The sequence below is a fragment of the Paenarthrobacter sp. NPDC090522 genome (assembly GCF_044769225.1).
In the GTDB taxonomy this organism is placed as follows: domain Bacteria; phylum Actinomycetota; class Actinomycetes; order Actinomycetales; family Micrococcaceae; genus Arthrobacter.
The window spans coordinates 17,986-29,751 of sequence record NZ_JBIVXL010000031.1; the positions used below are offsets into that span (position 1 = coordinate 17,986).

Genomic DNA, 11,766 nt, shown 5'->3' on the forward strand with positions numbered 1-11,766 from the left:
ACGCGGTATACGAGGGAAACATTTCGGGCGGAAACTATACGTATCCGCTACGGAAGGATTCGCCATGCCTACGCCGTTGAACCAAACAGTCGCCGATTCCGCGCTGTTGATGAACTCGCTGCCGCTTGGCCTGCTGCGCTCGTTCGTCCGTCCCCACGAGGACCAGGGGATCACCGAGGAACTCATGGCGGACCTGAAAATCCTCTCAAGGGAGTCGGGACTGCTGGTGGCGTGCAACTACGGCGGCACGCTGCACTCGGCCGAGGGGGTCTCCACCGAAACCCTGCCCCTGGACAGTGCGGCCGTGGCCCTGCGCGCGCTCGCGGCCTTGCCCAACACGCACACTGCCATCATCTCGGGACGTTCGCTGCGGGACCTTGCTGCGGTATCGAGGCTGCCCGCGGAAGTCCACTTGGTGGGTTCGCACGGCGTTGAGTTCGACATGGGGTTTGCCTACAACCTGACCCTCGCCACCGAAACGCTGCTCCAGCAGGTAGCCACGGCCCTGACGGAAGCTGTTGCCTATGAGAAGGGCGTCAGCATCGTGCGCAAACCCGCTGGCGTGGCAGTCCACACGCGGCCCGCGGCACCCGAAGTGGTGGAGCGCGTCATCTTCAAATCCCAGCAGATCGCCATCGAGTTCGGGGTCTATTTCATCGTCGACGGCACCGTGCTGGACCTGACAGTGGACGAGCCCGCGAAAGGCAAGGCGCTTGAGACGCTCCGGCAGCGGCTTGGCGTCAGCGCCGCGCTCTTTGCCGGCGATGCGGCGAGCGACGAGAAGGCACTCGCCACCCTGCGTGGTCCGGACCTGGGCCTGCACGTCGGGCCGGGACAGACGACGGCGGCCTACACGCTTCCGGACCCGGAAGCCTTTGCGCGGGTGCTGGCTTTGCTGTTCGAACTTCGGCGTTCCTGGCTCTTCGGCGAGGACGCCGTGGGGCTGGAACGGCATTCAATGATCGGCAATGGAACCTCCACCGCCCTGCTGACCCCGGATGCGAAAGTCTGCTGGATGAGCCACCCGCTGCCGGATTCGGGGTCGTTGTTCGCCCACATCCTGGGCGGCGATCCGGCGGGGCACTTCAGCATCGAACCCGTTAAGCCCTCGCCGGTGCTGGCCCAGCGCTACGTGGACAACACCATGATCGTGGAAACCCGCTGGGCGGATGTCACGGTGACGGATTACCTCGAGCCTGCTCCGGAAGGCATCACCAGTTTGGTCCGCGTGCTTTCCGGCACCGGCACGGCAAGGGTGGTGTTCGCGCCCCGGCCGGACTACGCCAATGCTCCCTTCAACATGGAGATCCGCGGCCACGAAGTGCATGTGGTGGGAACGTCCGATCCAATCATCCTCATCGCCCCGGGCGTGGACTTCACCATCACCAACGACGCCCGGCATGCCACCGCTACCGCCGAGGTGCCGCTGCAGTACGGCCCCATCGTGCTGAACCTGCGCTGCGGGGATACCGAGTCGTTGCCCGCGGACCTCGCGGGTGAGGCTGAGCGGAGGGCCGCCGTCGGGCAGTCTTCGCGGGACTGGGTCAAGTCACTGCAGCTACCCACCGTCAATACGTCCTTGGTACGGCGTTCGGCGCTGGTCCTGAAGTCGCTGGTCCACGAGCCCACGGGGGCCGTCCTGGCCGCGCCAACCACGTCACTGCCGGAGGGGATCGGTGGCACCCGCAACTGGGACTACCGCTACTGCTGGCTGCGGGACGGGTCCATGACCGTGAACGCGCTGGTGGGGCTCGGGTCCACAGAGGAGGCCGATGGCTTCCTGCGTTGGCTGGGCCGGATCCTGGACAACGCACCTGGGCCGGAATGGCTGCATCCGCTGTATTCGGTGACCGGTGCTCCGCTTTCCACCGAAGCCATCGTGGAGAGCCTGCCGGGTTATGCCGGATCGCGACCCGTCCGGATCGGCAACGCAGCGGACCACCAGGTCCAATTGGACGTCTTCGGTCCCATTGCCGAGCTGATCCATGACCTCGGTGAACGCCGCGGCTACCTCCCGGATGAGCATTGGTTCCTCATGGAGCAGATGGCACACGCCGTTATTGCGCGCTGGCACGAGCCGGACCATGGCATCTGGGAAGCCCGCCGGCCACCCCGGCACCACGTCTACAGCAAGGTGATGTGCTGGGTGACGCTGGACAGGGCGCTCAAAGCGGCTGCTTTGCATGGCCGCACAGCGCACGCCGACTGGTCCTCCACAGCTGACACCATCCGGGAGGAAGTCCTCCGCGAAGGGTGGGACAACTCCGCGGCCTCCTACACGGTTGCCTACGACAGCCCCGACCTTGATGCTGCCGTGCTTCACATTGGCTTGTCCGGGCTCATTGATGTCCAGGACCAGCGCTTCCTGGACACCGTCACAGCGGTTGAGCGCGAGTTGCGTGTTGGTCCCACGGTCTTCCGGTACAGGTACGACGACGGACTGCCGGGCTTGGAAGGCGGCTTCCACATCTGCACCACGTGGTTGATCGAGGCATACCTTGCTGTTGGCCGTTTGGACGATGCGTTGGAACTGTTCAACCAACTGGTGGCCTTGTTTGGGCCCACGGGCCTGTTGCCTGAGGAATACGATCCCGCCACGGAGACCCATCTGGGCAACCATCCGCAGGCCTACTCGCACCTGGGCTTCATCCGCTGCGCCCAACTCCTGGACCACTACCTGGCCCACGCGGACGTCGAATAACCCCAACTGAGTCGCAGTTGTGCGCGTTTTGAGGGCTCATAACGCGCACTATTGCGACCTACTTGGGTCAGGTGAGCAGCAGGGCCACGGCGATCATCGCGGGGACGGCAACAACCGTCGTGATCAACACAGTGTCCTTGGCCACCGTGATTCCCGCCTGGTAGCGGTTGGCCGCGACAAACACGTTTTGTGCGGTTGGCAAGGCAGACGTCACCACCACCGCGAACAGGGCGTGCCCGTCCATGCCCAAGGCAAAGCGGGCAAACAAGTAGGCAATGAACGGGTGCACGAACAGCTTGAACCCGCTGGCCAACAAGGTGTCCAGCCGGCGCCCCGAGGCTTTCTGCAGTGGCCTGGATCCGTTCAGGCTCATGCCGAAGGACATGAGCATGGCCGGAATCGCGGCCCCGCCGATCAAGTGGACCGGCTCCAGGATGAGCTCGGGAACCTGGATCCCCGTTCCGGCCACGATCAACCCCAGTGCCGAGCCCACGATCATCGGATTCTTCACGATCATCAGCAGGAAGCGCAGGGGAGTGGTGCGGTGCGTGCTGGTGCTGGCATCCAGGGCCATGAGGTACATCGGGGTGAAGAAGGCGAGCTGGAAAATCAGGAGTGGAGCCACATAGCTGGCGTCGCCCAGGACGAACACCGCGATGGGGATGCCGAGGTTTGCCGAGTTGGCCAGCGACGAACTCATGGAGGACATGAGGGACTCCGGCAGGCTCCGCTTGAGCCAGAACTTCACGATCAGGAAGAACAGCAGGCCCGTGATCATCGCCCCAACGGCGGTAACCAGCAGGGGCGCCGCAAACACATCATGGAGCTTGGCCTTGCTCAGGGTTTCGAACAACAAAGCCGGGCTCGCCACGAAGAACGTCAGCGAACTCAGCACCGAACGGGCGTTCTCACCGAGCAACCCGCGCCGCCCAACGAACATGCCCACCAGGATGATGGCCCACACCACGAAGAACCCGGAGAGGACGCCGATCATGACGCTGTGCTGGCGGGGAGGAGGTGGGTCACGCCTCCAGCCTAATCAGATTTATTCGACCGGTAAGCGTTTTCGGACCCATGGTCCGTCATCCGGACAGCCCGGAAACGCGCTCGACGGCGGCACTCTGGTGAGTGCCGCCGTCGTACGTTTGCGTGTGGCTGGGTCAGCTGAGGTGCGCCGCGTTGCTCAAGGCGTGCGGCGGGCGCAGCAGGCCCGGGGTGTGTGCCTCGGCGGGGTCGTTGCCAAGCTGCAGGATTTGGTTTTCCTGGCCGACGTGGACCACTTTGGGCTGGTATGACCTGGCCTCTTCGGTGGTCATCTGGGCGTAGGTGATCAGGATGACGAGATCGCCAACATGGACCTGGTGGGCAGCGGCGCCGTTGATGCCGATGACGCCCGAACCGCGCTCGCCGGCGATGGTGTAGGTCTCCAGACGGGCTCCGTTGGTGATGTCCACGATGGACACGAGCTCACCCGGCAGAATGTCGGCAGCGTCCAGGAGGTCCAGGTCAACCGTGACTGAGCCGACGTAGTGGAGGTCGGCGTGGGTCACCGTGGCACGGTGGATCTTGGACTTGAACATTGTGCGGATCATAGTGCCACCAGTTTAGCGCGGGACCCTTCACGGGCGCTGTGACGTAGCAGACGTTCGCTGCCCGGGTGGCGTGAAAGCGGTTACCATCGCTGGGGGCCATCATCTGCCGAACCGAAGGACACGAAGCTTGGACGGAGTACTGAAGGGCTTCTTTGTGGTGGGCATCGTCCTGCTGGTGGGCTACATCCTGGGAAAGACCAACGCGCTGGGACCGCAGGGGAGCAAAGTCCTCTCCACCCTGACGTTCATGGTGGGCTTGCCGAGCCTCATGTTCTCCACCATCGCCTCCCGCCACATCAGTGACGTCCTGAGTCCGACGGGCTTGATCTCGGTGGTCACAGCCTCGGCGGTGATGCTCGTGTTCGCCCTGTCCGGCACCATCTTCCGCTGGGGTGTCCGGCGGACCACCATCGGCGCTTTGGCCACGGGAATCGTGAACTCCACCAACCTCGGCGTCCCGCTGTCCCAATACATCCTGGGAAGCACCACGTTCGTCGTGCCCATCATGTTGTTCCAATTGGCTCTGGTGACTCCCATCGCCCTGACCATCCTGGACCTCACCAACCCGGCCGCTACCAAGGTGTCCGTGTGGCGCGTCCTGTCCACGCCTTTCCGGAATCCCGTCACCGTGGCGGCGATCCTTGGCGTCATCGTGAGCGCGGCCGGCATCCAATTGCCTGACTGGACGCTGGACCCCATGAAGCTCGTGGCACAGCTCGCAGTGCCGCTCATGTTGATCATCTTCGGCATGTCACTCCACGGACTTTCGGCCGGGCAGGGGATCGGAGACCGGGCGCCCACCACGCTTGCTGTGGTGCTGAAGTCAGTAGTCCAGCCCGCCTTGGCCTGGGTGCTGGCGGTCTTCGTGTTCCGGTTGGATTCCTTCAGCACGTTCGTGGTCACGGCCTGTGCCATCCTGCCGACCGGTCAGAACGTGGTGCTCTACGCGCTCCGGTACGGCGTGGGCCAGAAGATCGCCCAATCAACTGCAGTGACCACGTCCATCCTGGCAGTGCCGTTGCTGCTGGGGGCGGCCTGGCTCATGGGCTGAGCTCCGGGGCTGGCCATGGCACCGCGAGGACGCGGGAAACATGCCAAGACCCGCGCAAAGTTCCAGCGCCCCGGCGCGTTTCCCGCGAAACCAGCGAAGCGTCAGTCGTAGCGCGTCAAGCCGGTTCCCGCCGCCACGAGCTGCCTTAGCTTCGCCAGCCCGCCCTGCACTACCCCTGCCGCACGTGCCTGGACAAGGACGTTGCCCAGCGCGGTCGCTTCGACCGGCCCCGCGATCACGGGTTTGCCTGTTGCGTCGGCGGTGAGTTGGCACAGGAGCCTGTTTTGGGAGCCGCCGCCCACCACGTGCACCACGGACGTGGCGCGGCCGGTAAGGCGTTCGGCGTCGGCCAGGGTGCGGGCGTAACCGGCTGCGAGGCTGTCCAGAATGCAACGCACGACGGCGGCAGGCCGGTCCGCGAGCACCTCGCCGTTGTGCCGCACGGCTGCACGGATGCGCTCGGGCATGTTGTCCGGGGCGGTGAAGGCGGGGTCGTCGGCGTTGATGTGCGGGCCCCCGGGAGGGAGTGCCGCGGCTGCGTCAAGCAAGGCCGGGAGTGATTGGTTGAAGCCTTGGGCTGCCCACGTGCGCTGGCATTCGCTGAGCAGCCAGAGGCCTCCGACGTTGCGGAGGTACCGGACAGTTGCGTCCACGCCGCGTTCGTTGGTGAAGTTGGCCGTGCGGCTGTCCTCGCTCAGGACAGGGGTGTCCAGTTCGACGCCAACCAGGGACCAGGTGCCGGAGGAGATGTAGGCGAAATCCCCGCTCGCCGCGGATGCCGGGACTGCGGCAACGGCCGAGGCGGTGTCGTGGGAACCCACGGCCACCACCCGGGTATCGGCAGCGAGTCCCGTTCGTTCGGCCACCGAGGGCAGCAGCGTGCCTACGGTTTCACCGGGTTGGATCAACGGCGGGAAGATGTCCTGCGGGAGGCCGAGCGCGTCCAGGAAATCAACCGCCCAGTCACCGGCCACGGCATCGAAGAGCCCCGTAGTGGAGGCATTGGTTGCCTCCGTGCGGCGCTGGCCCGTGAGGAGGAAGGCGATCAGGTCCGGGATGAGCAGTGCTTGCAAACCGTCCAGGGTCGGTTCGGCAGCGAGCTGATAGATGGTGTTGAACTGCAGGAACTGCAAGCCCGTGGTGGCGTAGAGCTTCTCCGGCGGGATGACGGCGTGGACCCGGGAAACGGTGGAGCGGCTTCGTTCGTCCCTGTAGCTGTAGGGAACCGAGACGAGCTCCCCGGAAGCATCAACCAGCCCATAGTCCACAGCCCAGGTGTCGATGCCGATGCTGGCGATCCGTTCACCGTTCCCGGCGGTCACCGAAGCGGCAGCCGCCAAGCCCTTGAGTACCTCAGCGAAAAGGGCGTCGAAGTCCCAGTGGAGGCCGCCGTCGTACTCCACAACGCCGTTGGGGAACCGGTGCACGGTTTCCAGCGTCGCCCCTGTGGAGGGGGAGACGCGGCCGAGCATGACGCGGCCTGAGGATGCGCCAATGTCGATCGCGGCGAAGACCTGGGGAGCGGGCACCGCCCCGGCGTTGGCCGGGGCGGTGCTGGTTGCTGCGTTTGTCACGGGATGACCTATCGGAGGAACGCTGCTGCGACGCCGGCGTCCACGGGGATGTGGAGGCCGGTGGTGTGGGAGAGTTCGTTGCTGGTGAGCACGGCGGCGGCGTTGGCCACGTGTTCGGGGAGGACTTCGCGCTTGAGGAGGGTGCGCTGGGCGTAGTACTCGCCCAGTTTTTCCTCGTCCACGCCGTAGACCGCCGCACGTTTGGCGCCCCAGCCGCCGGCGAAGATGCCGGAGCCGCGGACCACGCCGTCGGGGTTGATGCCGTTGACGCGGATGCCGTGATCGCCCAGTTCCGCGGCGAGCAAACGGACTTGATGGGCCTGGTCTGCTTTGGTGGCGGAGTAGGCGATGTTGTTGGGCCCGGCGAACACGGAGTTCTTGGAGGAGATGTAGATGATGTCTCCGCCCAGGCCTTGGTCGATCATGACCTTCGCTGCTGCTTTGGAGACCAGGAACGAGCCCTTGGCCATGACGTTGTGCTGCAGGTCCCAGTCCTTCTCGGTGGTTTCGAGCAGCGGCTTGGAGATGGACAGGCCGGCGTTGTTGACCACCAGGTCCAGGCCACCAAAGGCGAGGACAGCTTCCTGGATCGCGGCGGCGATTTGGACTTCGTTGGTCACGTCGGCCTGGACACCGATGGCGACGTCCGCGCCGCCCAGTTCCTCGGCGACGGCTTGGGCGTTCTCAAGGTTCAGGTCGGCAATGACTACGCACGCGCCGTCGGACGCCAAACGGGTGGCGATCGCCTTGCCGATGCCCGACGCCGCACCGGTCACCAGCGCGACGCGGGTCGCGTGGGACTTGGGCTTGGGCATCCGGGCGAGCTTGGCTTCTTCCAGTGCCCAGTATTCGATGCGGAATTTCTCGGATTCCTCGATCGGGGCGTAGGTGGAGATCGCTTCGGCGCCGCGCATCACGTTGATCGCGTTGATATAGAACTCACCGGCCACGCGGGCGGTCTGCTTGTCCTTGCCGTAGGAGAACATGCCCACACCGGGGATGAGCACGATCGCCGGGTCAGCGCCGCGCAACGCCGGGCTGTCTTCTTCAGCGTGCCGGTCGTAGTAGGCCTGGTAGTCCTCACGGTATTCGGCGTGCAGTTCCTTCAACCTGTTGACCGATTCCTCAATGGAAGCATCCGCGGGCAGGTCCAGGATGAGGGGCTTGACCTTGGTGCGGAGGAAGTGGTCCGGGCAGGACGTGCCGAGCGCGCCGAGCCGCGGGTGTGCTTCGGCGGCGAGGAAGTCAAGAACGACGGCGTCATCACTGAAGTGCCCCAGCTGCGGTTTGTCCGTGGAAGCCAGGCCGCGGATCACCGGGGCCAGGGCTGCTGCTTTCGCGCGGCGCTCCGCGTCGGGGAGCGCGGAGTAGCCGGGCAGGGCGGGGCCGAAGGGCTCGGCTTTGCCGTTCTCCTTGATATAGGTCTCAGCGGTATCGATGATCCAGAGGGAGTTCGCTTCGGCTTCTTCGCTGGTGGCGCCCCAGGCGGTGATGCCGTGGCCGCCCAGGATGGTGCCGATGGCCTGCGGGTTGGCTTCCTTGATCGCGGCGATGTCCAGGCCGAGCTGGAATCCGGGGCGGCGCCAGGGAACCCAGACCACCTTGTCGCCGAAGATCTTCGAGGTCAGGGCTTCGCCGTCCACGGCGGTGGCGATCGCGATGCCCGAGTCCGGGTGCAGGTGGTCCACGTGGGCTGCGTCCACGAGGCCGTGCATGGCGGTGTCGATCGAGGGTGCCGCGCCGCCCTTGCCGTGCAGGCAGTAATCGAACGCGGCCACCATGTCGTCTTCACGCTCGACGCCGGGGTAAACGGACTTGAGCGCCTGGAGCCGGTCGAGCCGGAGCACGGCCAGGTTCTCAGCTTTCAGGGTGCCGAGGTCACCGCCGGAGCCCTTCACCCAAAGGAGCTCGACGTCCTCGCCGGTGACCGGGTCCTTCTCCGTGCCTTTGGCGGAGGTGTTGCCGCCGGCGAAGTTGGTGTTCCGCTTGTCCGCGCCGAGGCGGTTGGAACGGGAAATCAGGTCTTCAACAGTGCTCATAGCTTTACGCGCCCCATCCGGCTTGCTGGCCGCCTGCGCGGTCCTCGTTGATCTTCTTCTGGTAGCCGCTGGCCTTGTAGGCAGCGATCGGGTCGGCGGGCAGGCCGCGGGATTCACGCCACTCGGCAAGGGCCGGGCGGACGTCGGTGTAGAAGGCATCGTTGAAGATGCCGTTCGCGGCCAGGACATCCCCGGCACGCTGCGCCTCGTTCAACGCTGCGGTGTCTACGAGCAGGGCGCGGGCCGTCATTTCCTGGACGTTCAGGACCGAGCGGATCTGGCCCGGGATCTTCTCTTCCAGGTTGTGGCACTGGTCCAGCATCAACGCGACGCCGGAGTCCTTGCCGAACCCGCCGCCGCGGATGACTTCGTGCATGATCCGGAACAGCTGGAACGGATCGGCCGCGCCAACAATCAGGTCGTCGTCGGCGTAGAAGCGGGAGTTGAAGTCGAAGGAACCGAGCTTGCCCAGGCGCAGGAGCTGCATCACGATGAACTCGATGTTGGTGCCCGGGGCGTGGTGGCCGGTGTCCAGGCACACGAACGCCTTCTCACCGAGGGCCAGGGTCTGGGCGTATGAGGTACCCCAGTCCGGAACATCGGTGTGGTAGAAAGCCGGCTCGAAGAACTTATACTCCAACACCAGGCGCTGCTCATCACCCAGGGCTGCGTAGATCTCCTGCAGCGACTCGGCCAGGCGGTCCTGACGGCCACGCATATCGTCCTGGCCGGGGTAGTTGGTGCCATCAGCGAGCCAGATCTTCAAATCCTTGGACCCGGTAGCGTGCATGATCTCGATGCAGTCCAGGTGGTGCTCGATCGCGCGGCGGCGCACCGAATCGTTGGACGAGGTCAGGGAACCGAACTTGTACTCGTCGTCCTGGAACGTGTTCGAGTTGATGGTCCCCAAGCCAACGCCCAGACCCTCCGCATATTCACGCAGCGCGGTGTAGTCGTCCACCTTGTCCCACGGGATATGCAGCGCAACCGTCGGGGCCAGGCCCGTGAGCTCGTGGACCTTCGCAGCGTCTGCGATCTTTTCCTGCACAGTGCGCGGGGTACCCGGAGTGCCGAAGACCTTGAACCGCGTCCCCGAATTCCCATAGGCCCAGGACGGCACTTCAATGGCCAGTTCTCCCAAGCGGCCCAGGGCCGATTCTGTGGTGTTCATGCTTGTTCCTTCTCATGGGTGGTGGCGTTGCCGGCCTTGCTTGCTGAAGCCAGTTGGTCTTCCAGGTTGAAAACTTCTTCGACGATCTCGAAGCCCTCGTCCGGAGGGACATCGCTGTTGGCGAAGAGGGTGGCCATTTCCGCTTGCCAGCGGGCGTTGACCTCGGTGACGGCCATGCGGGCTTGCGCTTGCGCATAGTCATCACATTCCAAGTAGCCAATGAGCTGCCCGTCTGACGCGAGAAACAGTGAGTAGTTGTTCCACCCCGCGTCCTTGAGGGCACGGAGCATTTCGGGCCAAACGGCTGCGTGGCGGCGCTTGTACTCGTCCATCAGCTCGGAGTGGACGGAGGAGCGGAAACATACCCTCATCTGCGGTTCTCCGGGGTTACTCGTCTTTGAATCGTTTCATTTGTTACGATTCAAATTACCCTCGGATAAAGGAGGGTGTCAAGGCGTTTCCTGCAGGTAAGACGAGAAGACAGCGGAGATTGGAAAGCATGTCCCAAACAGCGAGCATCAAAGACGTTGCCACCCACGCCAAGGTTGCCGTGGGCACTGTTTCCAACGTGCTCAACTACCCGGACCGAGTCTCGCAGCGCACCAAGGAGCGAGTGCTTAAATCCATCGCTGAACTTGGATTTGTGCGGAATGACGCCGCCCGCCAATTGCGCGCCGGCCAGAGCCGCACCATCGGCTTGATCGTGCTGGACGTCGGCAACCCTTTCTTTTCCTCCGTAGCCCGGGCAGCAGAGGACGCCGCTACGGCGCTGGGTAGCGTGGTGCTGGTGGGGGACAGCGGCCAGGACGCTTCCCGCGAAGTGCACTACATGGACTTGTTCCAGGAGCAGCGCGTCCAGGGCCTGCTCATTTCCCCCGTGGGCGACGTCGCCGAGCGAATCGACACTTTGCGTGAACGTGGAGTGCCCACGGTCCTGGTGGATCAGCTGGCCGACACTGATCGCTGCAGTTCAGTTTCCGTGGATGACGAAGAAGGCGGCTACCTCGCTGCCCGGCACCTGCTGGAGACGGGCCGCCGTCGTCTGGCTTTTGTTGGCACCCCGTCGATCCGGCAGGTGGCGCATCGACTCAAGGGCGCGCAGCGTGCCGTTTCCGAAGTGGACGGAGCCACCATCGAGGTCCTGGACTCCGCAGGCCAAACCGTCCTTGCCGGCCGCCAGGTGGGCAACACGTTGGTGGAGCGTTCGCCTGTGGACCGTCCGGAAGCTGTCTTCTGCTCCAACGACCTCCTGGCGCTTGGCGTGATGCAGTCGATCACCATGCTCAGGACCGTGCGCATCCCGGAGGATATTGCCCTGATCGGTTACGACGACATCGACTTTGCGATCTCCGCCGTCGTGCCCCTCTCCTCCATCCGCCAGCCCACCGAAGCCCTGGGCCGGACCGCCATCGAACTCCTTGCCGAGGAACAGGACAGCGGCGGAACCAAGCACCGTGCCGTCGTCTTCACGCCCGAACTGGTGGTCCGCCAAAGCACGTCCGGCTCACCCAACTGAGTCGCAGTTGTGCGCGTTTTGAGCCGTCAAAAAGCCCCCAAAAAGGGCGTTTTTTGGGGGGGAAAATTCACCCCGAGGGGGGGGACGGTTTACCCCCGCACCAAGGCCGCGGGCGACTAGGG

General features: G+C 64.6%; 9 protein-coding genes. 3 read left to right on the forward strand and 6 right to left on the reverse strand.

Annotation, left to right across the window (positions count from 1 at the left end; all coding sequences use genetic code 11):
• The first annotated feature begins 64 nt into the window (after positions 1-64).
• On the forward strand, positions 65-2,701 hold the full coding sequence (locus tag ACIQT2_RS22970; RefSeq protein WP_402951357.1) for a trehalase-like domain-containing protein: 2,637 nt from the start codon (positions 65-67) through the stop codon (positions 2,699-2,701).
• A 67-nt stretch (positions 2,702-2,768) separates the two neighbouring features.
• On the opposite strand, the gene ACIQT2_RS22975 is transcribed toward ACIQT2_RS22970, so the two are convergent.
• Positions 2,769-3,695 carry an AEC family transporter gene (locus ACIQT2_RS22975; RefSeq protein ID WP_400337663.1) on the reverse strand — a complete coding sequence of 309 codons (927 nt, stop codon included), beginning with the start codon at positions 3,693-3,695 and terminating at the stop codon, positions 2,769-2,771.
• Between the two features lie 166 nt (positions 3,696-3,861).
• Complete coding sequence (gene panD / locus ACIQT2_RS22980; RefSeq protein ID WP_400337660.1) at positions 3,862-4,293, reverse strand: aspartate 1-decarboxylase; 432 nt, start codon at positions 4,291-4,293, stop codon at positions 3,862-3,864.
• A gap of 127 nt (positions 4,294-4,420) precedes the next feature.
• On the opposite strand from panD, the gene ACIQT2_RS22985 reads away from it, so the two are divergent.
• Complete coding sequence (locus ACIQT2_RS22985) at positions 4,421-5,344, forward strand: AEC family transporter (RefSeq protein ID WP_402951360.1); 924 nt, start codon at positions 4,421-4,423, stop codon at positions 5,342-5,344.
• A gap of 101 nt (positions 5,345-5,445) precedes the next feature.
• On the opposite strand, the gene ACIQT2_RS22990 is transcribed toward ACIQT2_RS22985, so the two are convergent.
• Genes ACIQT2_RS22990 through ACIQT2_RS23005 form a run of 4 tightly spaced genes read right to left on the reverse strand, consistent with a single transcriptional unit; the run spans position 5,446 to position 10,499 of the window.
• Entirely contained in the window at positions 5,446-6,918 is a 1,473-nt protein-coding gene (locus tag ACIQT2_RS22990) for a rhamnulokinase family protein (protein WP_402951363.1), read from the reverse strand.
• Positions 6,919-6,926: 8 nt separating this feature from the next.
• Positions 6,927-8,957, reverse strand: coding sequence for a bifunctional aldolase/short-chain dehydrogenase (locus ACIQT2_RS22995; protein WP_402951366.1), 2,031 nt, complete (start codon positions 8,955-8,957; stop codon positions 6,927-6,929).
• A 4-nt stretch (positions 8,958-8,961) separates the two neighbouring features.
• Complete coding sequence (gene rhaI / locus ACIQT2_RS23000; RefSeq protein WP_402951369.1) at positions 8,962-10,128, reverse strand: L-rhamnose isomerase; 1,167 nt, start codon at positions 10,126-10,128, stop codon at positions 8,962-8,964.
• On the reverse strand, positions 10,125-10,499 hold the full coding sequence (locus ACIQT2_RS23005) for an L-rhamnose mutarotase (RefSeq protein ID WP_402951371.1): 375 nt from the start codon (positions 10,497-10,499) through the stop codon (positions 10,125-10,127). The genes rhaI and ACIQT2_RS23005 overlap by 4 nt, the downstream gene beginning before the upstream one ends.
• 128 nt (positions 10,500-10,627) lie before the next feature.
• Between ACIQT2_RS23005 and ACIQT2_RS23010 the strand changes: the two genes are divergently transcribed.
• Complete coding sequence (locus ACIQT2_RS23010) at positions 10,628-11,644, forward strand: LacI family DNA-binding transcriptional regulator (RefSeq protein ID WP_402951374.1); 1,017 nt, start codon at positions 10,628-10,630, stop codon at positions 11,642-11,644.
• Positions 11,645-11,766 lie beyond the last annotated feature (122 nt).

Excerpts from the sequence above, each read along its gene's own strand:
- ACIQT2_RS22970 (WP_402951357.1), top strand. The coding sequence starts at position 65 with ATGCCTACGCCGTTGAACCAAACAGTCGCCGATTCCGCGCTGTTGATG.
- ACIQT2_RS22975 (WP_400337663.1), bottom strand. The coding sequence starts at position 3,695 with ATGATCGGCGTCCTCTCCGGGTTCTTCGTGGTGTGGGCCATCATCCTG.
- panD (WP_400337660.1), bottom strand. The coding sequence starts at position 4,293 with ATGATCCGCACAATGTTCAAGTCCAAGATCCACCGTGCCACGGTGACC.
- ACIQT2_RS22995 (WP_402951366.1), bottom strand. The coding sequence starts at position 8,957 with ATGAGCACTGTTGAAGACCTGATTTCCCGTTCCAACCGCCTCGGCGCG.
- rhaI (WP_402951369.1), bottom strand. The coding sequence starts at position 10,128 with ATGAACACCACAGAATCGGCCCTGGGCCGCTTGGGAGAACTGGCCATT.
- ACIQT2_RS23005 (WP_402951371.1), bottom strand. The coding sequence starts at position 10,499 with ATGAGGGTATGTTTCCGCTCCTCCGTCCACTCCGAGCTGATGGACGAG.
- ACIQT2_RS23010 (WP_402951374.1), top strand. The coding sequence starts at position 10,628 with ATGTCCCAAACAGCGAGCATCAAAGACGTTGCCACCCACGCCAAGGTT.